At 60.1% G+C, this 25,746-nt stretch carries 24 protein-coding genes; 13 read left to right on the top strand and 11 right to left on the bottom strand.

Annotation, left to right across the window (positions count from 1 at the left end):
* Positions 1-385 precede the first annotated feature (385 nt).
* From GPL81_RS01540 to GPL81_RS01505, 8 genes are all read right to left on the bottom strand, one after another.
* On the bottom strand, positions 386-1,600 hold the full coding sequence (locus tag GPL81_RS01540) for a retropepsin-like aspartic protease (protein WP_160104930.1): 1,215 nt from the start codon (positions 1,598-1,600) through the stop codon (positions 386-388).
* 228 nt (positions 1,601-1,828) lie between these two features.
* Positions 1,829-2,395, bottom strand: coding sequence for a GNAT family N-acetyltransferase (locus GPL81_RS01535; protein WP_160104929.1), 567 nt, complete (start codon positions 2,393-2,395; stop codon positions 1,829-1,831).
* Positions 2,396-2,551: 156 nt separating this feature from the next.
* Entirely contained in the window at positions 2,552-3,322 is a 771-nt protein-coding gene (etfB, locus tag GPL81_RS01530) for an electron transfer flavoprotein subunit beta (protein WP_160104928.1), read from the bottom strand.
* A gap of 15 nt (positions 3,323-3,337) precedes the next feature.
* Entirely contained in the window at positions 3,338-4,558 is a 1,221-nt protein-coding gene (etfA, locus tag GPL81_RS01525; protein WP_160104927.1) for an electron transfer flavoprotein subunit alpha, read from the bottom strand.
* On the bottom strand, positions 4,558-6,504 hold the full coding sequence (gene dgcB / locus GPL81_RS01520) for a dimethylglycine demethylation protein DgcB (RefSeq protein WP_160104926.1): 1,947 nt from the start codon (positions 6,502-6,504) through the stop codon (positions 4,558-4,560). The genes etfA and dgcB overlap by 1 nt, the downstream gene beginning before the upstream one ends.
* Positions 6,505-6,680: 176 nt before the next feature.
* Positions 6,681-8,741 carry a dimethylglycine demethylation protein DgcA gene (gene dgcA, locus GPL81_RS01515; RefSeq protein WP_160104925.1) on the bottom strand — a complete coding sequence of 687 codons (2,061 nt, stop codon included), beginning with the start codon at positions 8,739-8,741 and terminating at the stop codon, positions 6,681-6,683.
* A gap of 15 nt (positions 8,742-8,756) precedes the next feature.
* Positions 8,757-9,287, bottom strand: coding sequence for a DUF5943 domain-containing protein (locus tag GPL81_RS01510; protein ID WP_008019495.1), 531 nt, complete (start codon positions 9,285-9,287; stop codon positions 8,757-8,759).
* 77 nt (positions 9,288-9,364) lie between these two features.
* Positions 9,365-10,342 (bottom strand): dipeptidase, encoded by a 978-nt coding sequence (locus GPL81_RS01505; RefSeq protein ID WP_096514542.1) that lies wholly within the window; start codon positions 10,340-10,342, stop codon positions 9,365-9,367.
* Positions 10,343-10,591: 249 nt separating this feature from the next.
* On the opposite strand from GPL81_RS01505, the gene GPL81_RS01500 reads away from it, so the two are divergent.
* From GPL81_RS01500 to GPL81_RS01485, 4 genes are all read left to right on the top strand, one after another.
* A complete protein-coding gene (locus GPL81_RS01500; protein ID WP_096514537.1) occupies positions 10,592-10,993 on the top strand; it encodes a lysozyme inhibitor LprI family protein in 402 nt (133 codons plus the stop codon).
* Positions 10,994-11,205: 212 nt separating this feature from the next.
* Positions 11,206-11,460 (top strand): type II toxin-antitoxin system RelE family toxin, encoded by a 255-nt coding sequence (locus GPL81_RS01495; protein ID WP_160104924.1) that lies wholly within the window; start codon positions 11,206-11,208, stop codon positions 11,458-11,460.
* Positions 11,444-11,767, top strand: coding sequence for a helix-turn-helix domain-containing protein (locus tag GPL81_RS01490; RefSeq protein ID WP_160104923.1), 324 nt, complete (start codon positions 11,444-11,446; stop codon positions 11,765-11,767). Before GPL81_RS01495 ends, GPL81_RS01490 begins: the two co-directional genes overlap by 17 nt.
* A gap of 32 nt (positions 11,768-11,799) precedes the next feature.
* A complete protein-coding gene (locus GPL81_RS01485) occupies positions 11,800-12,216 on the top strand; it encodes a DUF3010 family protein (protein ID WP_160104922.1) in 417 nt (138 codons plus the stop codon).
* Between the two features lie 113 nt (positions 12,217-12,329).
* Here the strand turns inward: GPL81_RS01485 and GPL81_RS01480 are convergent, their stop codons facing one another.
* Entirely contained in the window at positions 12,330-13,274 is a 945-nt protein-coding gene (locus tag GPL81_RS01480) for a GlxA family transcriptional regulator (protein WP_085716447.1), read from the bottom strand.
* Between the two features lie 209 nt (positions 13,275-13,483).
* Here GPL81_RS01480 and GPL81_RS01475 point away from each other — a divergent pair, with 209 nt between their 5' ends.
* The 6 genes from GPL81_RS01475 (at position 13,484) to GPL81_RS01450 (ending at position 18,961) form a co-directional block, all read left to right on the top strand.
* Positions 13,484-14,428 carry a choline ABC transporter substrate-binding protein gene (locus tag GPL81_RS01475; RefSeq protein WP_160104921.1) on the top strand — a complete coding sequence of 315 codons (945 nt, stop codon included), beginning with the start codon at positions 13,484-13,486 and terminating at the stop codon, positions 14,426-14,428.
* An 87-nt stretch (positions 14,429-14,515) separates the two neighbouring features.
* Positions 14,516-15,403, top strand: a complete 888-nt coding sequence (gene cdhC, locus GPL81_RS01470; protein WP_095195952.1) for a 3-dehydrocarnitine:acetyl-CoA trimethylamine transferase CdhC — start codon at positions 14,516-14,518, stop codon at positions 15,401-15,403.
* A gap of 140 nt (positions 15,404-15,543) precedes the next feature.
* Positions 15,544-16,509, top strand: coding sequence for an L-carnitine dehydrogenase (locus GPL81_RS01465; RefSeq protein WP_160104920.1), 966 nt, complete (start codon positions 15,544-15,546; stop codon positions 16,507-16,509).
* A gap of 138 nt (positions 16,510-16,647) precedes the next feature.
* Positions 16,648-17,124, top strand: a complete 477-nt coding sequence (locus GPL81_RS01460) for a thioesterase family protein (RefSeq protein WP_160104919.1) — start codon at positions 16,648-16,650, stop codon at positions 17,122-17,124.
* Between the two features lie 12 nt (positions 17,125-17,136).
* On the top strand, positions 17,137-18,300 hold the full coding sequence (locus GPL81_RS01455; protein ID WP_160104918.1) for a gamma-butyrobetaine dioxygenase: 1,164 nt from the start codon (positions 17,137-17,139) through the stop codon (positions 18,298-18,300).
* A 394-nt stretch (positions 18,301-18,694) separates the two neighbouring features.
* Positions 18,695-18,961 (top strand): hypothetical protein, encoded by a 267-nt coding sequence (locus tag GPL81_RS01450; protein ID WP_095195956.1) that lies wholly within the window; start codon positions 18,695-18,697, stop codon positions 18,959-18,961.
* Between the two features lie 110 nt (positions 18,962-19,071).
* Here the strand turns inward: GPL81_RS01450 and gbdR are convergent, their stop codons facing one another.
* Complete coding sequence (gene gbdR, locus GPL81_RS01445; protein WP_090325880.1) at positions 19,072-20,175, bottom strand: choline metabolism transcriptional regulator GbdR; 1,104 nt, start codon at positions 20,173-20,175, stop codon at positions 19,072-19,074.
* 599 nt (positions 20,176-20,774) lie between these two features.
* Positions 20,775-22,151 (bottom strand): L-serine ammonia-lyase, encoded by a 1,377-nt coding sequence (locus tag GPL81_RS01440; protein WP_096514526.1) that lies wholly within the window; start codon positions 22,149-22,151, stop codon positions 20,775-20,777.
* 435 nt (positions 22,152-22,586) lie between these two features.
* Between GPL81_RS01440 and GPL81_RS01435 the strand changes: the two genes are divergently transcribed.
* The 3 genes from GPL81_RS01435 to choV all read left to right on the top strand — a co-directional run bounded on the left by GPL81_RS01435 (position 22,587) and on the right by choV (position 25,621).
* Complete coding sequence (locus GPL81_RS01435; RefSeq protein WP_160104917.1) at positions 22,587-23,534, top strand: choline ABC transporter substrate-binding protein; 948 nt, start codon at positions 22,587-22,589, stop codon at positions 23,532-23,534.
* Positions 23,535-23,600: 66 nt separating this feature from the next.
* Entirely contained in the window at positions 23,601-24,446 is an 846-nt protein-coding gene (gene choW, locus GPL81_RS01430; protein WP_096514522.1) for a choline ABC transporter permease subunit, read from the top strand.
* The gene (gene choV / locus GPL81_RS01425; protein WP_096514520.1) at positions 24,443-25,621 is read left to right on the top strand and encodes a choline ABC transporter ATP-binding protein; all 1,179 of its coding nucleotides are present in this window, start codon (positions 24,443-24,445) and stop codon (positions 25,619-25,621) included. The genes choW and choV overlap by 4 nt, the downstream gene beginning before the upstream one ends.
* Positions 25,622-25,746: the final 125 nt, after the last annotated feature.

The following is a 25,746-nucleotide window of genomic DNA, read 5'->3' as shown; positions in this document are numbered from 1 at the left end:
CTTATCCACAGAAGCGCCAACAGACTTTGGGGGCAACTTCTCCACCGCTGTGGAAAACCGCTATAAGCCGTGAAATTTATGGCTTCCAGCACGATTGAACCGTTAAAAACGATGGATTGATCGATTTTTAACCAGAAGCACGAAAGCCACGTCTTGTAAGGCCTGTAGCGGTAAGTGAACATCTTATCCACAGAAGCGCCAACAGAGATTGGGGGCAAGTCCTGTACTTATCCTCTGAAAAAACCCATGAAAAACCGCAGCTTAGGCTGGTTGTTTTTTGAACGAAGGGCTACAGACCACGGTTTACAAGGTGTTTAGCAAGGGGCGAACATGTTATCCACAGAACCGCCAACAGGGATTGTGGGTAAACACCGCCAGGCGCTCATCAAACCTTGTTGAAACACGACCGCCCCGCGTCGATATCCAGATTCAACTCAAAATCATCGAATGCCCGCCACCCCAGTAGAACCGACGGCACATACCGCCCGCTCACCCACGACGGCGGGATGGTGAAGCCCGGGTAGTATTTGTAAGTGATCGGCAGGCTATGGCCAGGCAGGTTCAGCACGCCTTTGAAGCGTTGGTAGCGATGTCTATCGGGGGTATCGGGAGGGGAATTGCCAGGGGTCATGGACTGCACGACATTGACCTGCTCACCCGGCATGGCCGACGTCAGGTAGTCGACATTGCCGGTATCGACGATGGCCTGCGTCGTCCGGTTGTCCAGGCTAGCCGCGATGGTCAGTCGCTGGTTGAGGTCGGTGCGGGTGTAGTTGATCGGTGAGTCGCAGCGCGGGGACCGGGCGGGGTTGAGCTCCAGGGTTTTACGGGCCAACTTCAGGTGCCCTAACTTGCTGATCAGATCCAGCCCCAGCAAGTTGTCCCGATCGCTGACAAACACCAGCACGTTGTGGAATTCGCTGGCGCCCACCTTCAGCGAGTCGAGAATGCCGAGCCTGGCGGGCAGGTTGCCCTCGCCGTAGAACGTGCCGTAGGCGTAGTGGGAGTCGGTCAGCAACTTGATCCCCATCTGCCGGGCGGTGTCGACATTGACCCGGGTTTGCGGGGCGCCGGTGTCGAGAACGAAACGGGCCGAATGACCATTGGCCGCAGCGACATCAATGAAGGGCAGCTGCTCTCCGGCAATGAAATAGTCACTGGCATACGAATGAATCCTGAGGACTTCACGCTGTGATGTTCTTTTCACCGTGAAATCGCCAGTCGTCCTCAGGGTCAACAGAGACTGCTCCCCGAACATCGAGAACAACATTTTCAGCTCTTGATCGGCCTCTATGGCCGGCGCGTGTTTGCGCTTGATCGCCAGATAGTAATCAGGCAGCTGATTGGCGGCCTTGAGCTCGAACATGCGGGCGATCACCGTCACGGAGCAATCCAGGTTCTTCGCAGCATCCAGCACACGGTCGCAACGCTCGCGCATTTGCGTCAGGGAGGCTTTTGGTCCCTGATCAGATGCCAACCATTGATTGAAGTCCTGCTCGGGCTCATAAAGCGGTACAGGCTTGTTCAGCCGTGTATCGGCCAACGTTCCTGGCGAAAAAATGGCAACCCATACAAACAGAAACAGCGTTAGAGGCTTCATCGCCAACCCGCTCATAAAAACCAGGTTTTATGATCAGCGCTGAATCTATGAAAGCTCCGTAACAGCGTGCTGCACCCTTACCAGCGCACAGTAAAATGTAGTCCAACGCGAAGGGGAAAGGCTTCCTGTAGGAGCCGGCTTGCTGGCGAAAGCGGTGTGTCAGGCGACATCCTTGTCGGATGAGATGGCCTCTTCGCGGGCAAGCCTCGCTCCTACAGAGGATCGGCGCTAGGGCCGATACATGAGATAAGCCTCACCCGTCACCCGAATCATCGGATGTGGCGTGATCTGGCATCGATCAACGATACGGAAACCATGGCGTTCATAGAATCGCCGGGCGCCGGTGTTGGCGGCGTAGTCGATCAGGCTCAGGCCGTTGAGCCCCAGCTGATTGGCGCGATCGTAGGCGTAGGCGAGGAACACTTTGCCCAGCCCCTGATTGCGCCAGCCTTCATGCAGCGCCAGGCTGGAAATGTAGAGGGTGTCGGGAATTTCCATCGTGGCATAGGGTGCCAGTACAGGATCGGTCACCGGCACCGCGAATGGATCGTAACGCATCACATAGCTGTGCATCATGCCCACGACCTGCCCTTGCGCTTCGGCGATCAGGCAGTTTTGCCAGGAAAAATCCACGTCGTCACGGGCGTAGCGCAGGGCGCCGACGTCCAGCAGATCCTGGCCGGGCTCTGCGATCTGGCTCCAGATGTAATCCGAAGCGCCCTCTGATGAAATCTGGAACAACCGCGCAATCTCCCGCGCATCGGCGCGGACTGCCGAACGAAATTCAACTGCCATTGTTTCCCCATGAATTCTGGTAATGCGGGCATCCGGTGGGAGATCAAAATTGTAGGAGCGAGCCTGCTCGCGAAAAACCTGAGGACACCACGTTCATTCAGGCATCCCGCGTCATCGTTGACCACCATCGCGAGCAGGCTCGCTCCTACAGAAGATCTAGCGAACCACGCCTTCCTCGATCAGAAGTTTGAGGATCGCTTCAGCCCCAGCTTGCGCCGTAACGCCCTTGAGCACTTGTCCACCGCCGCCACTGGCTTTCGCCGTTGCGGCTTTCATCCGGTCAGCGCCGCTCTTGGCCTTGATGACTTTCAAGCGTTTTGGCCGCGGCTTGGCCGGTTGCAGAGTGGCGACCGCCAACAGTTCATCGTCGACGATTTCCACCTCATCGGCCTGCAATACCCCGCGCCGGGCCGGGCCGTAGGCGCTCTGCCGTGGCTTGGGCGCGGCGTTATCCACAGTCGCCAGAAACGGCAAACGCACCTTCAAGCGACGACGCTGGCCACGGGGCAAGGCTTGCAACACCAAAGCCGAACCTCCGTCGATGGACTCGACCTGGGCCAGCCCCACCACCAGCGGCCAGCCGAGGCCTTCGGCCAGCAGGAACGGCAGCATGCCCGAGCCTTCACCGGTTTCCGCCTGGCTACCGGTCAGCACCACCTGGGCCCCGGCATCACGCAGATAGCTGGTCAACGCTGGCAGCGCGTCCGCGCCTTGCGGCTGTTCCAGCACATGCAGCTGTTCCAGGCCCATGCCCAGATAAGCCCGCAACGCCGGCTCGGCAACATCGCCGGCATGCAGCACCTGCAAGTTATCCCCAGCCAATTGCAGACCCAATTCCACCGCCCGCGCATCCTGCTCCGCGCGACGTGGCCGGCCGGACGTCGGGTGGGCGCCGATGGACACCAGGCTGATGATTTTCGTGCTCATAACCCTTTCCTTCCCTTAAGCCGCATCGCGCTTGGCGTCGTTGCGGTAAGCCTCTACCGCCGCGATCAAGGCTCGAAGAATCTCGGCGCTCTCGCCGATCACCGACAGGTCGGCCCGTTTGATCATGTCGCAGCCAGGGTCGAGGTTGATCGCCACCACCTTGTCGCAGGCACCGATGCCTTGCAGGTGTTGGATCGCCCCGGAAATCCCCACCGCCACGTAGACCCGTGCAGTGACCCAGGTACCGGACGCACCGACCTGGCGGTCCCGGGCCATGAAGCCATCGTCCACCGCCACCCGGGATGCCCCTTCGGTGGCGCCGAGCGCGGCCGCCGTCTGGTGGAACAAGTCCCAATCCTTGACCCCGTTGCCGCCGGAGAAGATGAACTCGGCCTCGGCCATGGGAATTGCCGCCGGGTCCACCGCCACCGCGCCCAGATCCTCGATGCGCGAGAGACTGCGCGCGACGGTTGTGGATAACTCCACCGGCAAGGCTTCGTGACGGGTTTCGCTGACCGGCTCGGCGCATTCGACGGCAGCCAGAATCAGGCGCGCGACCGGACGGGCCAAGTCTTGCAAGCCAGCACCGGCGCGGCCGATGCACTCCTGATCCTTGACCTGCCAGACCCGCGTGGCCGGGCGTTCGCCCAAAGCCGCGGCGAAGCGCCGACCCAATTCGCCGCCACCGCTGCGGCTGTCCGGCAGCAACCAGTGACGCGGGTTGAACTGGTTATCCACAGCCCGCAGGCCCTGGACCCGTTGTTCCGGTGCATAACCGCTGAATTCGTCGCCTTCAAGCACCAGCAGGCGGTCGACGCCCGCCGTGGCAAAGGCGCTTTCCTTGTGTTCGCCGAAAACCACGGCCAGTACCGCGCCGTCCTTACCGGCCAGTTGATGGGCCAGGCCCAGCAAATCCTTGTCGTGACTGCTCAAACGGCCACCGACCATGTCCGGCACCACGCTGATGTAGAACGCCGGTGCAGGCACCTGATGCAATGGCAGTTGCACTTCAACGGCGGCCGAGCGCTTGGCCGACCCGCCCTGTTGCGCGCCGCTGCGGTCGATGCGCTTGATCCCGTTGGGGCCGATAAAGCCCATGCCATGCAGATTCTTGCGGATGACGCCATTGGGCCCCATCCAGCTGTGTTGCGCCGGTTGCATCGCCGCGTGCAGCGGGTGCAGACGGTTACGGGCGATCCATTCGGCGCGGGGGTCGCGGCGGATAATGTCGCTCATCAGTGCACCTCCGCAGGTTCACGTTTGGCCGGTGTTGACGACTTCGGGACTTCGTCTTCCAACAGCGCATCAGCCACCAGTTCGGCGATGTCCTTGATCAACGGCCGTGGTTCGACCACACCTTCAAGCATCGCGGTGCACTGTGGGCAACCCACGGCCACCAGTTCGGCGCCCGTCTCGCGAATGTCTTCCATGCGCATGTCGGGAATTCGTTGTTTGCCCGGAATGTCGGTGATCGGCGCACCACCGCCACCGCCGCAGCAGCGCGAACGGAAGCCGGAACGTTGCATTTCCTTGATCTCGATGCCGAGGGCGCGCAGTACCTCGCGCGGTGCCTCGTACTCGCCGTTGTAGCGGCCCAGATAGCACGGATCGTGATAGGTCACGCTGTTGCCTTTGTGCTGGCCGAGATTGAGCGCGCCGGCGTCGATGATTTCGGCCATGTAGGTGCTGTGGTGCTGCACCAGGTAATTGCCGTCGAAGGCGCCGTACTCGTTTTTCAGCACGTGGAAGCTGTGTGGGTCGCAGGTGACAATGCGGTTGAAGCTGTATTTGGCCAGGGTCTGGATGTTTCGCTTGGCCAGCAACTGGAAGGTCGCTTCGTCGCCCAGGCGTCGGGCCACGTCACCACTGTCACGCTCTTCGAGGCCCAGCACCGCGAAGTCGATTTTCGCCGCTTTCAGCACTTTGACGAAGGCACGCAGAGTGCGCTGGTTGCGCATGTCGAAGGCGCCGTCGCCAACCCAGAACAGCACGTCGGTGGATTTCTTCTCGCTGAGTAGATTGAGGTTCAAGTCCGCCGCCCAGTTCATCCGCCCTCCCGGTGCAAAACCGCCCGGGTTGTCGGTGGCGATCAGGTTTTCCAGGACTTCGGCGCCCTTGTTCGGGGTCGCGCCTTTTTCCAAAGTCAGATGGCGGCGCATGTCGACGATGGCATCGACGTGCTCGATCATCATCGGGCACTCCTCGACGCAAGCACGGCAAGTGGTGCACGACCACAGGGTTTCGGCATCCACCAGACCGTTGACGATCGGTTGATGCGGATTGCCCGCGTGCTCACCGATGGTTTTGCCCGGATACGGACTGCCGGCGAATTTGGCATCGGTGCCGCCGGCCAGGCCGACGACCATGTCCTGAATCAGTTTTTTCGGGTTCAGCGGCTGGCCGGCGGCGAACGCCGGGCACGCCGCTTCGCATTTACCGCACTGCACGCAGGCGTCGAAACCGAGCAACTGGTTCCAGGTGAAATCCTTGGGTTTTTCCACGCCCAGCGGTGCAGTCGGGTCTTCCAGATCCAGTGGCTTCAAACCCGTGGAACGACCACCACCAAAACGTTCGGCGCGACGGTGCCAGGCCAGGTGCAGGGCACCGGCAAAGGCGTGCTTCATCGGCCCGCCCCAGGTCATGCCGAAGAACAATTCGGACACGCCCCACAGCACGCCGACACCGAGAATCACCGCCAACAGCCAGCCACCGAAGTTTTCCGGCAGGATGCCTGCCACCGGCAGGGTCACCAGGAAGAACGACGCCGAGAACGCCAACAGGCTTTTCGGCAGGCGCATCCACGGGCCTTTCGACAGGCGTGAAGGTGGGTTGCGACGACGCAGGTACACAAAGATCGCGCCGACGAACATCACCGCCGTCATCAACAGCAGCGCATAACCGAGCAAGCGGTTATGCAAACCGAAACCATGCACCAGAATCGCCAGCACGATGGACGCCACCGCGCCGCCGGCCGTGGCGACGTGGGTGTTGGCAATGTACTTGTCCCGCGCCACCACGTGGTGCAGGTCGACCATGTAGCGTTTGGGCATGGCAAACAGGCCGCCGATCAGGTCGACCTTCGAGGCCCGGCCCCGGCGCCACATGTTTATCCGCCGCAACGCGCCCAGAACCGCGAGGCCCAGGGCAGCGAACAACAGGATTGGAAGAAGGGTGTTCAACATGGTGAAGCTCCCAAAGACCGCAGGGTCTTGCAGGCCAAACTACCTGGATGCCTTGCCCGATTTCCTGTGGGAGCAAAGCTTGCTCGCGATGGCGGTATTTCTACCGACAAAGATTCGTCGAATGTTCCAACGCAATCGCGGGCAAGCCTTGCTCCCACAGGGTTATGTGCAAGCTCTTAGAAATCCTTGCACAGCCGCAGGGCGTCGTAGATCGCCGCGTGGACGTTACGCTGGGCCACGCAGTCGCCGATGCGGAACAGCAGGTAGCCGTCGCCGCTCTGCTCCAGGCAAGGCTGTGGCTTGATCGCAAACAAGGCTTCGACGTCGATCTGGCCTTTGTTGCGCGAGCCTTCCTTCAGCGCGTAGTAGATTTCTTCGTCCGGACGCACGCCGTTTTCCACGACCACCTGGTCCACCACCCGCTCCTCTTTGGCGCCGGTGTATTCGTTTTCCAGCACCGCCACCAGCTTGTCGCCTTCGCGGTAGACCTTCTCCAGCATCATGTCGCCGGTCATGATCACTTCTTTCGGGTACATGCTGCGGTAGTAAGTCGGGAACGACGTACCGCCAATCGCCACGCCGGGCTTGATGTCGTCGGTGACGATCTCGACCTGGCTGCCCTTGTCGGCGAGGAAGTCGGCGGTGGACATGCCGGTGAACTCACAAATGGTGTCGTAGACCAGCACGTTCTTGCCTGGCGCCACCTTGCCATCGAGCACGTCCCAGCTGCTAACCACCAGGCCTTCAGCTGCGCCCCAGTGTTCATTCTGCTCCAGGTACGGGTGACCGCCGACCGCCAGTACCACCACATCCGGACGCAGGTCCATGATGGTCGGCGCATCCGCCGCGGTGCCCAGGCGCAGGTCGACTTTCAAGCGTGCCAGTTCCAGCTGATACCAGCGGGTGATACCGGCGATCTGGTCGCGCTGGGGCGCTTTCGACGCCGTGGTGATCTGCCCGCCGATGAATTCCTTTTTCTCGAACAGGGTCACGTCGTGGCCACGCTCGGCAGCCACGCGGGCGGCTTCCATCCCCGCAGGGCCGGCGCCGACCACCACTACCTTGCGTTTTTTACCGGTGGTCTTTTCGATGATGTGCGGCACACCCATGTATTCACGGGAGGTTGCCGCGTTCTGGATGCACAGCACATCCAGGCCTTGGTACTGACGGTCGATGCAGTAGTTGGCACCGACGCACTGCTTGATCTGGTCGACCTGGCCCATCTTGATCTTGGCGATCAGGTGCGGGTCGGCGATATGCGCGCGGGTCATGCCGACCATGTCGACGTAACCGCCCTCCAGAATACGGGTCGCCTGGTTCGGGTCCTTGATGTTCTGCGCGTGCAGCACCGGAACCTTGACCACTTCCTTGATACCGGCGGCCAGGTGCAGGAACGGCTCCGGTGGATAACTCATGTTCGGAATCACGTTGGCCAGGGTGTTGTGGGTGTCGCAACCCGAACCCACGACGCCGATGAAATCGAGCATGCCGGTGTCGTCGTAATACTTGGCGATCTGCTTCATGTCTTCATGGGACAGACCATCCGGGTGGAACTCGTCACCGCAGATGCGCATGCCCACGCAGAAATCGTCACCGACCTCGGCGCGCACGGCCTTGAGCACTTCCAGGCCGAACTTCATACGGCCTTCGAAGGTACCGCCCCATTCGTCGGTACGCTTGTTGACCCGCGGGCTCCAGAACTGGTCGATCATGTGCTGGTGCACGGCCGACAGCTCGACACCGTCCAGGCCACCGGCCTTGGCGCGACGTGCCGCTTGCGCGTAGTTGCCGATCACCCGCCAGATTTCTTCCGGCTCGATGGTTTTGCAGGTGGCGCGGTGCACCGGTTCACGAATGCCCGACGGCGACATCAGCGTCGGCCAGTTGAAACCATCCCAACGGGAACGACGGCCCATGTGGGTAATCTGGATCATGATCTTGGCGCCGTGCTTGTGCATGGCGTCGGCCAGATTCTGGAAGTGCGGAATGATGCGGTCGGTGGACAGGTTCACCGAACTCCACCATTCCTGCGGGCTGTCGATGGCGACCACGGACGAACCGCCGCAGATCGCCAGGCCGATCCCGCCCTTGGCCTTCTCTTCGTAATACTTGACGTACCGGTCGGTGGTCATGCCGCCGTCGGTCGCGTAGACCTCGGCGTGCGCGGTGCTGAGCACGCGGTTGCGGATGGTCAGTTTGCCGATCTGGATCGGCTGGAACATTGCTTCGAAAGCCATGGCGGGATCCTCGACTTACAACGGCTTGACGATGAACAAGCCGTCTTCGTGGCCCTCTTCGGAGCCACCGTAGACTTGCTCGGCCACGGTGCGGATCTTGCTGCCGCGAGCGGCGAGGATCTGATCCATCGCGCCGGCAAACCAGCCGGTGAACATGTAGTCGACCTTGCGTCCGACCTTGCCGTACACGTAGACGAACGCCGAGTGTTCGAGCTTGACGCTGCAGGTGCCCTTGTCGAGGTCGATGTCCTGGATCTTGAACAGGCCCCAGCCGCGCTGCGACAGGCGCTTCATGTAGTGCTCGAACACCGCGACGCCTTCCAGGCCATGGCATTCGGCTTCTTTTTCACACCAGTGCCAGGCGGACTTGTAGCCGGCCTTGTAGAGGATTTCGGCATAGGCTTCGGCGCCCAGCACTTCCTCGATGCCCATGTGATTGTTGACGAAGAAATGGCGCGGCACGTACAGCATCGGCAGGGCGTCGGAAGTCCAGACACCGGTTTCGCTGTCGACTTCGATAGGCAATTGCGGGGCGATCTTGGCCATGGAAACTTAACTCCAGAAAAATTTTGTTGTTGCCCCCGGCACGGACGGCCGGGGGAAAAGATCAGAGATGCGGCGGCTTATTCGCCCCAAACGTCTTTCAAGACGTTCACCCAGTTCTCGCCCATGATCTTGCGCACCACGCGCTCGGAATGGCCGCGCTTGAGCAATGTCTCGGTCAGGTTCGGGAACTCGCCCACGGTACGGATGCCCAGCGGGTTGATGATCTTGCCGAAGCTGGTCAGGCGGCGGGCGTAGCCCTTGTCGTGAGTCAGGTATTCGAAGAAGTCCTGACCGTGACCCTGGGTGAAGTCGGTGCCGATACCGATGGCGTCTTCGCCGACGATGTTCAGGGTGTATTCGATGGCTTCGGCGTAGTCGTCGATGGTCGAATCGATGCCTTTGGCCAGGAACGGCGCGAACATGGTCACGCCGACGAAACCGCCGTGGTCGGCAATGAACTTCAGCTCTTCATCGGACTTGTTGCGCGGGTGCTCTTTGAGACCCGACGGCAGGCAGTGGGAGTAGCAAACCGGTTTTTTCGATTCGAGGATGACTTCTTCGGAAGTCTTGGAGCCGACGTGGGACAGGTCGCACATCACGCCGACACGGTTCATCTCGGCGACGATTTCACGACCGAAACCCGACAGGCCGCCATCGCGCTCGTAGCAGCCGGTGCCCACCAGGTTCTGGGTGTTGTAGCACATCTGTACGATACCGACGCCGAGCTGCTTGAACACTTCGACGTAACCGATCTGGTCTTCATAAGCGTGGGCATTCTGGAAGCCGAAGAGGATGCCGGTCTTGCCCTGCTCCTTGGCCTTGCGGATGTCAGCCGTGGTGCGTACCGGAATCACCAGGTCGCTGTTCTCGCGGATCAGCTTCTGGCTGGCGGCGATGTTGTTGACGGTGGCCTGGAAGCCCTCCCACACCGACACGGTGCAGTTGGCTGCGGTCAGACCGCCCTTGCGCATGTCTTCGAACAGCTCACGGTTCCACTTGGCAATAATCAGCCCGTCGATAACGATGCTGTCGGCGTGCAATTCGGCTGGGCTCATCAGGCTGTCCCCTTCTTAGCGATTCATGCGCCGAATCGTCTGCCGGCGCTTTGGGGCCAGCATATGCCTCGGTGCCTTGGTAGCCGGGTGCAAAAACGACAGGGGAATTGCCGAAAGCGTCAATCCGCGACAAAGGGTCGTCGCCAGGCACAATTCGCGACCTGTTCAAGGGCGCCGGCATGGGCCAGAATTCGCCGCAACTCAGAATGCTTCACTGGACGCTTTATTGGAAAAGGGGCGGCGACATACATGAAATCGATCATCCTGGCACTGGCACTGATTGCGACCGGCGTACACGCAGCGGAAGAAGCCGACGACAACCCCTGCGACAAAGTCGAAAACGACGTCCAGACCCTGGAATGCTCCGCCTTCAGCAAGACCACGGCCGAAGACCTGCTGAGCGAAAACTACAAAAACCTGAACGAGCGCCTGCAGTCGCTGTATGGCAAGAACCCGACGCAATTGGCCGACATCACCGCCAAGCTCAAGGCAGCACAACAACAATGGCTGAAAACCCGTGAGGCCGACTGCGCCGTCGAAGCCTTCCCGGCCACGGCCGGCAGCAAGGCGTTCACCATTGCGCAAAATGATTGCGTGGCGCGCACCAGTGACGAGCGGTCGGAGTTTTTGGAGTCGATTGGGCAGGAGTAACACCACTCCTTTGTCGGATGCTGGCACCACCGCCAGCATTCCCCTTTCAAAAAGTGATCTTTCCCACAAGCCCGTCTGACAAGCCTTACAGCGCTAGATCGCTTCGGAGCCAACCCTATCAATCGGGCAACATTCCGACACCCTTCGTCAATTGGCCAACGTGAAAATATAAGCAAAGATTCGCAAATCTTATAAAAGACTTATATTCTTCCATGAACAGCATCCACTGGACTCGAAAGGCTGTTAAGCAGCTTCTGAAATTGCATTTCGCCCATCAGATTCAAGTTCGTGACGCTGTCACGATTCTTGGCGGCATGCCTGATGTAGGGAATGTCAAAGCATTGGTTGGCCATGACTACGCCTACCGTCTGCGAGTCGGCAATTATCGGGTCATGTTCGACTGGGATGGCGCAATCAAAGTGGTCAGCATTCAAGAGGTCAAAAAACGCGATGAACGCACCTACTGACGTTCAAATTATCAATGATGCAGACGGAAACCCGGCGTTCGTGGTTATTCCTTACGCGCAATACCTGGCACAGAAAATCGAGCCCGACCTGATCCCTCATGAAGTGGTCAGTCGCATCGTCGACGGCGCAACGCCGATCCGCGCATGGCGCGAGCACTTGAACCTTACGCAGGATGAAGTGGCCAAACGCATGGGTATTTCTCAACCGGCCTTCGCTCAGCAAGAGACCGTCGCGAAACCCCGTAAAGCCACTCGCGAAAAAATTGCCGCGGCGTTTGGTATCACTGCCAATCAACTAGAGCTGTAGGCTGCACACATCTTTTGGTTAAAGGGATCTACATGAAAATCTGCGGCATCGAAATAAAAGGCAGCGAAGCGATCATCGCCGTGGCCACCCTTGAGGGTTCGACATTGAGCCATGTCGCGCTGACCACCAAGAAAATCGCCCTGGACGATGACGACGAAGCCGCCAATGTCAAAGTGTTTGCCGCTCAGGTTGCGTCGTTTGTGCGCGAGAATTCGATAGATCGAATCGCGATCAAGAAGCGCAGCAAGAAAGGTGAATTCGCCGGTGGGCCGACCACGTTCAAGATCGAGGGCGTTTTCCAGTTACTGGAGAATTGCGAGGTGACGCTGCTGTCGCCGCAGACCATCAATGCGCAGGCCAAGAAGCACGATTTTGAGCTGCCGGCGACGTTGAACAAGTATCAGCATGAGGCTTACAAAGCGGCCTGCTCGGCACTCCTGAAGAAATAAGTTGCCCATGGTGGGAGCGAGCCTGCTCGCGAAGGCGGTGGATCAGTCAACATCCCTGTTGAATGTGCCGGCCCCTTCGCGAGCAGGCTCGCTCCCACAGTGGTTCTTGCGTATCACGCCTTGGCGGTACGCCGATCTTCCCTTGGGCACCGCTCATACTTCGCCCGATAACTGCGGGTGAAATACGACGGCGATTCAAACCCGCAGGCAATGCTCACTTCCAACACACTCATATCGGTCTGCCGCAGCAATTGCCGCGCCTTCTCCAGGCGCAACCTCAGGTAGAAATTACTCGGCGTGTCGTTCAGGTGCAGGCGAAACAACCGTTCAAGTTGTCTGCGCGTCACTTTGATCGATTCCGCCAGTTCCAGCGTGCTCAAGGGCGGCTCGCTGTGCTGTTCCATCTCTCCAATAACGTGAACGAGCTTCTTGTTGCTGATGCCGTAGCGCGTGGCGACTTCCATGCGTTGGTGGTCTTTGCGCGGGCGGATGCGGCCGAGCACGAACTGTTCGCTGACCTGGATCGCCAGTTCCGGGCCATGGGCCTGGGCGATCAGATCCAGCATCAAATCGATGGATGCAGTGCCGCCGGCGGAGGTGATGCGTCGGCGGTCGATCTCGAACAGCTCCTGGGTGACGCTGAGCTGCGGATAGGACTCCTTGAAGGCATCGATGGCTTCCCAGTGCAGGGTCAGGCGATGGCCGTCGAGCAGGCCGGCTTCGGCGAGGATAAAACTGCCGGTGTCGATGGCGCCGAGGGTCACGCCTTCGTTGTCCAGACGACGCAGCCAATGTTCCAGGGCCGGAGTGGCGAATTTCAGCGGCTCGAAGCCGGCGACCACCAGTAACGTCGCGCCCTTTTTCAGCGGCTCCAGCGCCGCATCGGCGTTGACCGACATGCCGTTACTGGCCAGCACCGCCCCGCCATCGGCACTCAATACGTGCCAGCGATAAAGCTCGCCACGAAAACGATTGGCGACCCGCAGCGGCTCGATGGCCGAGATAAATCCAATGGCCGAGAAACCCGGCATCAACAAGAAATAGAAATCCTGGGACATGGAGCGCACTCGACAGGCAAGTAACGAGAGGACGGGGAGCGTGAGGACGTTGATACGCCACTTGCAACAGGCATTCAAGAGGACAGGTCGCTGCAGTGCAAGAGTCGGTCGCCGCAGTGCGCTTTCATGGCTGATTTGCTGCGTAACGTGACATCACCGGCGCACAAAGACGACCGGACCCACAATAACGAACTGCCGAGGAACCCGAGATGAAACGACTGATCAGCAGCTGTGTTCTTGCACTCAGTGGTACCGCTTTGATGAGCGCCAGTGTCATGGCCGCCGAACCCGCCGCGTGCCAGAACGTGCGCATGGGTGTAGTGAACTGGACCGACGTGATCGCCACCAGTGCCATGACCCAGGTATTGCTCGACGGCCTCGGCTACAACACCAAACAAACCAGCGCCTCCCAGCAGATCATCTTCGCCGGCATCCGCGATCAGCGCCTGGACCTGTTCCTGGGGTACTGGAACCCGCTGATGACCCAGACCATCACCCCGTTCGTCGATGCCAACCAGGTCAAAGTGCTGCAAGCCCCAAGCCTCAAGGACGCTCGCGCCACCCTCGCCGTGCCGACCTACCTTTACGACAAAGGCCTGAAAACCTTCGCCGACATCGCCAAGTTCGAAAAAGAACTGGGCGGCAAGATCTACGGTATCGAGCCAGGCTCGGGCGCCAATACCCAGATCAAGGCGATGATCACCAAGAACCAGTTCGGCCTGGGCAAGTTCCAGCTGGTCGAATCCAGCGAAGCCGGCATGCTCGCCGCAGTGGACCGTGCCGTGCGCCGCAACGAGGCCGTGGTGTTCTTCGGCTGGGCGCCGCACCCGATGAACGTCAACGTGAAAATGACCTACCTCACCGGCAGTGAAGACGCCCTGGGCCCGAACGAAGGCATGGCCACGGTCTGGACCGTCACCGCGCCGACCTACGCCGAACAATGCCCGAACATCGGCAAACTGCTGAGCAACCTGACCTTCACCGCCGAAGACGAGAGCCGGATGATGCAGCCGCTGCTGGAACACAAGGACGCCTTCGAATCGGCCAGGCAGTGGCTCAAGGATCACCCGCAAGACAAGCAGCGCTGGCTCGCAGGCGTGACCACCTTCGATGGCAAGCCTGCAGCTGAAAACCTGAAGCTGACCAGCAAATAAGACCGAACCGAACCACCCATTCGCAGCCCGACCGGGCTGCGAACGGGATCACTACGCCAAAAAATCAAGCCTGAAGGAAACCGCCCCATGAACCACGACGTCATCATCACCTGCGCACTCACCGGTGCTGGCGACACGACCGCCAAGAGCCCACACGTGCCGGTCACCCCGAAACAAATCGCCGCTGCCGCCGTGGAAGCCGCCAAGGCCGGCGCCACCGTGGTTCACTGCCACGTTCGCGACCCACAAACCGGCAAGTTCAGCCGCGACGTGGCGCTGTACCGTGAAGTGATGGAGCGCATCCGCGAGGCCGACGTCGACATCATCGTCAACCTCACCGCCGGCATGGGCGGCGACCTGGAAATCGGCGCAGGCGAGAACCCGATGGAGTTCGGCCCGAACACCGACCTGGTCGGCCCGCTGACCCGCCTGGCCCACGTCGAAGAACTGCTACCGGAAATCTGCACACTCGATTGCGGCACCCTGAACTTCGGCGATGGCGACACCATTTACGTCTCCACCCCGGCCCAACTGCGTGCCGGCGCCAAGCGCATCCAGGAACTGGGCGTGAAAGCCGAACTGGAAATCTTCGACACCGGTCACCTGTGGTTCGCCAAGCAGATGATCAAGGAAGGCTTGCTCGACAATCCGCTGTTCCAGCTGTGCCTGGGCATCCCGTGGGGCGCCCCGGCGGACACCACCACCATGAAAGCCATGGTCGACAACCTGCCGGCCGATGCGGTCTGGGCCGGATTCGGTATCGGTCGCATGCAAATGCCGATGGCGGCGCAAGCCGTGCTGCTCGGCGGCAACGTGCGGGTCGGCCTGGAAGACAACCTGTGGCTGGACAAGGGCGTTCTGGCGACCAACGGCCAACTGGTCGAGCGCGCCGGCGAAATCCTCAGCCGCCTTGGCGCCCGGGTTCTGACCCCGGCTGAAGGCCGCAAGAAAATGGGCCTGAAACAGCGCGGTTAATCCCAAACACAAAACCCTGTAGGAGCAAAGCTTGCTCGCGATGACGCCGGTACATCCGACGCATCTTTGCGGCCGAAAAACCGCTATCGCGAGCAAGCTTTGCTCCTACAGGGGATCACCGAACTCATTAGGAAGTCGCCATGACCTTTATCACCGAAATCAAAACCTTCGCCGCCCTGGGCAGCGGTGTCATCGGCAGTGGCTGGGTCGCCCGCGCCCTTGCCCACGGCCTCGATGTGGTGGCCTGGGACCCGGCGCCCGGCGCTGAAGCGGCGCTGCGCAAGCGCGTCGCCAATGCCTGGGGTGCGCTGGAGAAAAAAGGCCTGGCACCCGGTGCCTCGCAGGACCGCCTGCGCTTCGTCGCCACCATCGAGGAATGCGTGCGCGACGCCGATTTCATCCAGGAAAGCGCCCCTGAACGCCTTGAACTGAAACTCGAACTGCACAGCAAAATCAGCGCCGCCGCCAAGCCCAATGCCTTGATTGGCTCCAGCACCTCAGGCCTGCTGCCAAGCGAGTTCTACGAGAGCGCCACGCACCCGGAACGCTGCGTGGTCGGCCACCCGTTCAATCCGGTTTACCTGCTGCCGTTGGTAGAAGTGGTCGGCGGCAAAAACACCGCCCCTGAAGCGGTGCAAGCAGCGATGAAAGTCTATGAATCCCTGGGGATGCGCCCGTTGCATGTGCGCAAGGAAGTGCCCGGCTTCATCGCCGACCGCCTGCTCGAAGCCCTATGGCGCGAGGCGCTGCACCTGGTCAATGACGGTGTGGCGACTACCGGCGAAATCGACGATGCCATCCGTTTTGGCGCCGGTCTGCGCTGGTCGTTCATGGGCACCTTCCTGACCTACACCCTGGCTGGCGGCGATGCCGGCATGCGCCACTTCATGGCACAGTTCGGCCCGGCGTTGCAGTTGCCATGGACGTATCTGCCCGCGCCTGAACTGACCGACAAACTGATCGACGATGTGGTGGACGGCACCAGCGATCAATTGGGCAAACACAGCATTTCTGCGCTGGAGCGCTATCGTGATGACTGCCTTCTGGCGGTGCTGGAGGCGGTGAAGACCACCAAAGAGAAGCATGGGATGGCCTTCAGCGAGTAAGGCCAAAGCCTTGAGGCCAGCAGGACTGGCCTCATCGCGGGCAAGCCTTGCTCCCACAGCAATTGTGACCAACCTGTGGGAGCAAGGCTTGCCCGCGATGAAGGCGGTCCAGTCACCACATCTTTTGGAACCTGAAATATGCCCGCACTAACCACCTACCAAACCCGAATAATCCCCGACTGGGTCGACTACAACGGCCACCTGCGCGACGCGTTCTATCTGTTGATCTTCAGCTATGCCACCGACGCACTGATGGACCGACTCGGCATGGACAGCAACAACCGCGAAGCCAGCGGCAACTCGCTGTTCACCCTGGAACTGCACCTCAACTACCTGCACGAAGTGAAACTCGACGCCGACGTCGAAGTGCACACCCAGATCATCGGCCACGACAGCAAACGCCTGCACCTCTATCACAGCCTGCATTTGGCGGGTGATGCAAAGGAGCTGGCGGGCAACGAGCAGATGCTGCTGCACGTCGACCTCGCCGGGCCAAGCGCCACACCGTTCAGCGAATTGACCCTGGGTAAACTGCAAGCCATCGTCGCCGAACAGACTGACCTGCCAACTCCCGCGTACATTGGCCGAGTGATCGCATTACCCCCAAAAAAATAACAAGGAGATTGCATGAACACCGCCGCCGCTTTTGCTGACTTCCGTACTTATCCGTTGATCAGCGCGCTGACAGGCGTGCAGGCCATGGCGGATCGTGTTCTGGTGAAGTGGGCCGACAACCGCGTCAGCCCTTTCCATCATCAGTGGCTGCGGGACAACTGCCCGTGCCCGCAATGCGTCTACACGGTGACCCGCGAACAGGTGCTGGAAATTGTCGATGTCCCCGAAGACCTGCTCCCTGTCGAAACCAGCGTCGATGTCGAAGGCTGCCTGAGCGTCCAATGGCAGGACGGCCACCGCAGCCGCTTCGACCCTGGGTGGCTGCGTGCCCATGCCTACGACGACGAATCCCGCGCCGAGCGCCAGGCCGGCAAGCCGAAAGCCAGGCTTTGGCACAGCGATCTAGAGCTGCCGGCGTTCGAGTATCAGGCGTTGATGAACGACAACGACGCGTTGTTGCAGTGGCTGCTCGCCGTACGGGATATCGGCCTGACTCAGGTCCGTGGCGTGCCCACCGAACCGGGCTCGCTGAAGTTGATCGCGCAGCGCATTTCCTTCATCCGCGAGAGCAATTTCGGCGTGCTGTTCAACGTGCAATCCAAGGCCGATGCCGACAGCAACGCCTACACCGCTTTCAACCTGCCGCTGCACAGCGATTTGCCGACTCGGGAGCTGCAACCGGGGCTGCAATTTCTGCATTGCCTGGTCAACGATGCCGAGGGTGGCGAGAGTATTTTTGTCGACGGTTTTGCCATCGCCGACGCCCTGCGCCGGGAAGATCCCGAGTCGTTCAAAAGCCTGTGCGAGATCCCTGTGGAGTTTCGCAACAAGGACCGCCACAGCGACTATCGCTGCCTCGCACCGATCATCGCCCTGGATGCCTCGGGGCAAGTGTCGGAGATCCGCATGGCGAACTTTCTGCGCGGCCCGTTCGATGCGTCGGTGGAGCAAATGCCCAAGCTCTATCGCGCTTATCGCCGCTTCATCGCCATGACCCGCGAGGACCGCTTCCGGGTGATGCAAAGGCTCAATCCGGGCGAACTCTGGTGCTTCGACAACCGCCGCACCCTGCATGCCCGTAACGCCTTCGACCCTGCCACCGGAGCACGGCATTTGCAGGGGTGTTATGTGGACCGGGATGAGTTGTTGTCGCGTATTTTGGTGTTGCAACGCTAGACCGCGTTATCGTTCATCGCGGGCAAGCCACGCTCCCACAGGTTTGTTGTCGTCCACAAAATAGAGGGTCACCCGATCCTGTGGGAGCGTGGCTTGCCCGCGATGGCGTCCGAACATCCAACACAACCATCCAGGATTCACAGGCAAAAAAAAACCCCGATCAAGCCGTGACAGGATCGAGGCAGAGGGTACTGTTGAGGAGCTGCCGCGCTAGGGTGACCAAACCTTCGTGAAGCGAGCTGAGTCCAGTGTGCCGACTCTCTTCGCGGGGAAATAGCCCGAAAACGACGCTTTCATAGCCAATGCAGCCATAGCGACAAATCGCTCTTGCCGCCACTTCGCACCCCTACCAGAATCGAACCACGACACCGTTCCCAGAAGAAGGATTTGCGTCATGATGCACGCCGATTTGATTGACCAGGAAGACCTGTTGGGCCAGCTCAAGGCATTGGGCTTTCAAGTGCCGAACGGCGCCACCGCCGAGCAGGCATGCGAGTGTGCGGTGCGAGGTTTGAACAACGAGCGGGCCATCGTGCTGCGCACCATGGTCAAGCAGATGTACACCAGCAGCGCGACCATCCTGCCGGCCGTGCGCCAGGCCATCGACAAGCAATTGCTGCCAGCATTGGCGGAATACCAACAAAGCCACGTCGCCCGATAAATCCAATCGCGGGCAAGCCCGCTCCCACAGGGTTCTTTGTCGATCACATCATTGATGCTTCGACTCGGAACCTGTGGGAGCGGGCTTGCCCGCGATGAATACGCCCCGGTTTAAAGTCTTACACTGGCAAAGGTCGACTCATTACGCGCCTGGCTCAACGCCGACAACGGCCCGGACAACGGCGACAGCACCAGGGCTTGCGGCAGCGGCATCATCGCCACTTGCTGCGTGGTATTGGACCCTACGCGCTCGTCACGTGGTGGAATGCCGAAGTATTCGCGGTAGCACTTGGAGAAGTGCGGCGTAGACACGAAACCACACACCGACGCCACTTCGATGATCGACATCGGCGTTTGCTTGAGCAACTGCCGGGCGCGGATCAGGCGCAGCTTCAGGTAGTAACGCGACGGCGAGCAATGCAGGTACTTCTGGAACAACCGCTCGAGCTGACGACGGGACACGGCGACATACACCGCCAGTTCGTCGAGATCGATCGGTTCTTCAAGGTTGGCCTCCATCAGCGCGACGATTTCCTGCAACTTCGGCTGGTTGGTGCCCAGCATGTGCTTGAGTGGCACGCGCTGGTGATCCTGTTCGTTGCGGATGCGCTCGTAGACGAACATCTCCGAGATCGCGGCCGACAGTTCACGACCGTGGTCGCGGCTGATCAGGTGCAGCATCATGTCCAGCGGCGCGGTACCGCCGGAACTGGTGAAACGGTTACGGTCGAGGGTGAACAGACGGGTACTCATGGCCACCCGCGGGAAGGCTTCCTGCATCGCTGCCAGGCATTCCCAGTGCACGCTGCAATCGAATCCGTCCAGCAGGCCGGCGCAGGCCAGGGCCCAGCTGCCGGTGCAGACCGCGCCGAGGCGTCGGGACTGACGGGCCTGGCTTTGCAGCCATGACACGTGTTCGCGGGTAACAGTGCGCTGGATACCGATACCGCCACAAACGATGACGGTGTCCATTGGGGGCGCTTTGTGCATGGAGGCGTCGGGCGTGATCTGCAAACCGTCACTTGCCCAGACTTGACCGCCATCGACGGTGAGGGTGGTCCAGCGATACAGCTCGCGGCCGGACAACTGGTTGGCCATGCGCAGAGGTTCGACTGCGGAGGCCAGGGAAATCAGCGTGAAATTGTCCAGCAGCAGAAAGCCGATGGATTGAGGCGCACGGTTCTGGGGTTGGGCCCCGGAGTTGAACGACGTCATCGCGGTATCTCCTCACACAAAGCGGGTGATGGCCTCAGGCGGAGGCTCTTGTTATTGCCATCGTTCTCGCGTGGGAGACGGGCTTTGTAATGACAGAGCAATTGCCATGCCTAAATTTGAATGTGCGTTCAATAACTCCTAAAAACGACGTCGGAATGTGTCTATATATGACACGCGGCGAGTAGGGGTTATAAGTGCCATCAATGGCGGCAAGTGCCCTGTCCCGTTGCGTGTGAGCAATTCGGTAGCACTTGTGGGAATGGGCCTGCGAGCAGGTGCAAAAGAGTGTCACCGCAGGCACACGGTGATGAGTGGTCAGGGGCGTTTTGGAGCCCTGCCCTTGCGTCAGTGTTTTACCTGTTTGCGACGCGCCAAAAGGTGGCGCGATTTGTTACCTGTGTTCACTTTGCGCGCAGTTTTGACTGGTCCGGCGCGATCTGTAGGAGCCGGCTTGCTGGCGAACCATGCGACGCGGTGTGACAGGTACACCGCTTTCGCTGGCAAGCCAGCTCCTACAGGGATTCAGGGTGTGTTCGAGATATCAGCGACACCAAAGAACCTGTGGGAGCTGGCTTGCCAGCGATGAAGCCAACTCGGTCTCAGCACTCCACCGCACTTACAGCCAACCCACCCCGCGATGTCTCCTTATATTTGTCATGCATATCGGCACCGGTGTCGCGCATGGTGCGGATCACCCGATCCAGCGAAATAAAGTGCTGACCGTCGCCACGCAGCGCCATCTGCGCCGCGTTGATCGCTTTCACGGCGGCAATCGCGTTGCGCTCGATGCAGGGCACCTGCACCAGACCACCCACCGGGTCGCACGTCAGCCCCAGGTTATGTTCCAGACCGATTTCCGCCGCGTTGCACAATTGCTCCGGCGTGGCGCCGAGGATTTCCGCCAACCCTGCCGCCGCCATGGCGCAGGCCGAGCCGACTTCACCCTGGCAACCGACTTCGGCACCGGAGATCGAGGCGTTCTTCTTGCACAGGATCCCCACGGCCGCTGCACTGAGGAAATAGTCGACGACATTCGCGTCGGTCACGTCCTCGCTGAACTTCATGAAGTAATGCAGCACCGCGGGAATGATCCCCGCCGCGCCATTGGTCGGTGCCGTAACCATGCGCCCGCCGGCGGCGTTTTCTTCGTTGACCGCCAGGGCGAACAGGTTGACCCACTCCATGGCACTGAGGGTCGAGCCGATCACGTTGGGCTTGTTCAATTCCTGCAAGCTGCGATGCAGCTTGGCCGCGCGCCGGCGTACATTCAGGCCACCGGGCAGGATGCCTTCGTGCTTGAGGCCTTGCTCCACGCAATCCTGCATGGCCCGCCAGAGTGTCATCAGGCCGCTGCGGATTTCCTCTTCGCTGCGCCAGACCTTCTCGTTGGCCATCATCAATTCAGCCACGCGCAGGTTGTGCTTTTTGCACAGTTCCAACAGCTCGGCGGCGCTGGAAAAATCGTAGGGCAACACGGTGCGATCGAGATCGACGACACCGCTGGAGGCCTGTGCTTCGTCGACGACAAAACCGCCGCCGACCGAATAGTAGGTGTCGCGGTGCAACTCGCCGTCATCGCCTTCGACAATCAGGGTCATGGCGTTGGGGTGGAACGGCAGGTTTTCGTCGATCAGGCGCATGTCCCGGGCCCAGATGAACGGCACTGACAAGCGACCGTCGAGCAACAGCGTGTGGGTTTCACGCAGGGTGGCGATGCGGATGCCGATTTGCGACGGATCGATCGCATCCGGCCACTCGCCCATCAGGCCCATGATCACCGCGTTGTCGCTGCCGTGGCCGATGCCGGTGGCCGACAACGAACCAAAGAGCTGAACTTCGACGCGCCGCACGTGTTCCAGCAACCCCCGCTCGCGCAAATCCTGCACGAACAGCGCCGCGGCCCGCATAGGCCCCACGGTGTGCGAACTGGAAGGGCCAATGCCGATTTTGAACAGGTCGAAAACACTGATAGCCATTACTGCCGAACTCCTGGGTGAGCCTGATCCAGGCGCAAAAGCGCCCGGTGGCGGAGCTGCTACGCTCAAGCTGCAATCCGCCGAGATGACCGCATCATCAGGCTTTTGTCATGTCGTTCGACGTCTCTAACCGACGCACTCATGTCCACAAACGCCGCGTGCGTTTTGCGCCATGTTTTCGGCTTTTTTTTGCGATGCAGAGGGGAAAAAGGGGCTGAAAAAATCTGTAAGCGACGTCACTGACACTGGAAGCGACCATCCCTGTACTGGTTACGACGCACCCTGTAGGCGTCAGATTTTCACTGGTACATGATCGTATCGACTCGATTGCAAGGCGCTGCGGTAGAGCTGTCTCCAGAACGCCATCCAACCGCAACCTATAAGTGCGGTGGTCCAGTCGGAACACTGCCAAAAAAAACACCAAGGAGTCCATCCATGAAAGGTTCCCCGTCGTTGTTGTTGGCCGCCATGCTTAGTCTGCCGCTTCTGGCGCAAGCCGCCGAACCGGCGCAATGCAAAACCGTAAACTTCTCCGATGTCGGCTGGACCGACATCACCGCGACAACCGCCACCACCAGCGTCGTGCTCGATGCCCTGGGCTACAAGACCAAGACCACCATGATTTCCGTGCCAGTGACCTACAAGTCCCTGGCCGACGGCAAGAACATGGACGTGTTCCTCGGCAACTGGATGCCGACCATGGAGAACGACATCAAGGCCTACCGCGACGCCGGCACCGTGGATATCGTGCGCACCAACCTCAAGGGCGCCAAGTACACCCTCGCCGTTCCTCAAGCCCTGTACGACAAGGGATTGCATGACTTCGCCGACATCGCCAAGTTCAAGAAAGAACTCGACGGCAAGATCTACGGGATCGAGCCCGGCAACGACGGTAACCGTCTGATCCAGACCATGATCGACAAGAACGCTTTCGGCCTGAAAGACGCCGGCTTCAAGGTCGTCGAATCCAGCGAAGCGGGCATGCTGTCCCAGGTCGACCGTGCACAGAAACGCGACACCGCCGTGGTCTTCCTCGGCTGGGCGCCGCACCCGATGAACAAGCGCTTCAAGATTCAATACCTGACCGGCGGCGACGATTTCTTTGGCCCGGATTTCGGTGCCGCCACCGTGGCGACCAACACCCGCAAGGGTTACGCCGAGGAATGCAGCAACGTGGGCCAACTGCTGAAAAACCTGGAGTTCACCGTCGACATGGAAAGCGAACTCATGGGCAACATCCTGGATGACAAGATGAAGCCTGACGCGGCCGCCAAGGCCTGGCTGAAAAAGAATCCACAGGTGCTCGATACCTGGCTCGCTGGCGTGACCACCACTGACGGTAAACCTGGCCTGGAAGCCGTGAAAGCCAAGCTGAATCAGTAATCGCTTATGCCGGGCAGGTTCGCCTGCCCGGGCTGTTTATTTCCTTGCATGCGGACGTTCACTACCATGCTGATTGATCAGAAAATCCCTTTAGGCCAGCACATCGCGAGCTTTGTCGAATGGTTGACGCAACACGGCGCCAGCACCTTCGACGCCATTGCCGTGACGCTGGAAACGATGATCCACGGCGTGACTTTCGCGCTGACCTGGTTCAACCCGCTGGCACTGATCGGCCTCATCGCCCTCCTGGCCCACTTCATCCAGCGCAAATGGGGGCTGACCGTTTTTGTCATCGCCTCCTTCCTGCTGATCCTCAACCTGGGGTACTGGCAGGAAACCATGGAGACCCTCGCCCAAGTGTTATTCGCGACCCTGGTCTGCGTGGTCATCGGCGTGCCGTTGGGCATCGTCGCGGCGCACAAGCCGATGTTCTACACTTTAATGCGTCCGGTACTCGATCTGATGCAGACCGTACCGACCTTCGTTTACCTCATTCCTACCCTGACCCTCTTCGGGCTGGGTGTGGTGCCAGGCCTGATCTCCACGGTCGTGTTCGCCATTGCCGCGCCGATCCGCCTGACCTACCTGGGCATCCGCGATGTGCCCGCAGAATTGATGGACGCCGGCAAAGCCTTCGGCTGTTCGCGTCGCCAACTGCTTACAAGGATCGAACTGCCCCACGCCATGCCGAGCATCGCGGCGGGCATCACCCAGTGCATCATGCTGTCGCTGTCGATGGTGGTGATCGCGGCACTGGTGGGCGCCGACGGACTGGGTAAACCGGTGGTCAACGCACTGAACACTGCTGATATCGCCCTGGGCTTCGAAGCGGGCCTGGCGATCGTACTGCTGGCGATCATGCTCGACCGTATCTGCAAACAACCCGAAGCCAAAGTAGGGGGTGACGCATGAGCATAATTCGCTTCGAAGACGTCGACGTGATCTTCACCAAAGATCCACGCGAGGCACTGAAACTTCTCGATCAAGGCTTGACCCGCAGCGAGATCCTGAAAAAGACCGGGCAGATCGTTGGCGTCGAAAAGGCCAGCCTGGACATCGAAAAGGGTGAAATCTGCGTGCTGATGGGCCTGTCCGGTTCCGGCAAGTCCAGCCTGCTGCGTTGCATCAACGGCCTCAACACCGTCAGCCGCGGCAAGCTGTTCGTCGAGCACGAAGGCAAGCAGATCAACATTGCCTCCTGCACGGCCGCCGAACTGAAAATGATGCGCACCAAGCGCATCGCGATGGTGTTCCAGAAATTCGCCCTGATGCCTTGGCTGACGGTGCGCGAGAACATCAGTTTCGGCCTCGAGATGCAGGGCCGTCCGGAGAAGGAACGCCGCAAACTGGTCGATGAAAAACTCGAGCTGGTGGGCCTCACCCAATGGCGCAACAAGAAACCCGATGAGCTGTCCGGTGGCATGCAACAACGTGTGGGCCTGGCCCGTGCGCTGGCGATGGACGCCGACATTCTGCTGATGGACGAACCGTTCTCGGCCCTCGACCCGCTGATCCGCCAGGGCCTGCAGGACGAACTGCTGGAACTGCAACGCAAGCTGAGCAAAACCATCGTGTTCGTGAGCCACGACCTCGATGAAGCGCTGAAGCTCGGCAGCCGTATCGCGATCATGAAAGACGGCCGGATCATCCAGTACAGCAAGCCTGAAGAAATTGTCCTGAACCCTGCGGACGACTACGTGCGGACCTTCGTCGCCCACACCAACCCGCTGAACGTACTGTGCGGTCGCAGCCTGATGCGCACCCTGGACAACTGCAAACGCATCAACGGTTCGGTGTGCCTGGATCCGGGCGGTGATTCGTGGCTCGACCTGGCGGAAGGCAACACCATCAAGGGTGCACGCCAGAACGGTTCGGTACTGGACCTGCAGAACTGGGTTCCAGGGCAATCGGTTGAAGGCCTGGGACGCAGGCCGACACTGGTGGACTCGAACATCGGCATGCGCGACGCGCTGCAGATTCGCTACCAGACCGGCAACAAGCTTGTACTGCACGACAACAACCATGTGGTCGGGATCCTCGGCGACAGTGAGCTGTACCACGCACTGCTCGGCAAGAACCTGGGGTAAGGCAACAGACACAAAAACGCCGCGAGAGGATCGCGGCGTTTTTGTTTGCGGGGCATTAAGGGAGATGTGTATTGCTCCATCAGGCCCCATCGCGGGCAAGTCGAATCGTCGCACCGCTTGCTCCC

It is taken from the genome of Pseudomonas izuensis (genome assembly GCF_009861505.1).
Taxonomy (GTDB): Bacteria; Pseudomonadota; Gammaproteobacteria; order Pseudomonadales; family Pseudomonadaceae; genus Aquipseudomonas; species Aquipseudomonas izuensis.
This window is presented reverse-complemented; position numbering and strand designations above follow the sequence as displayed.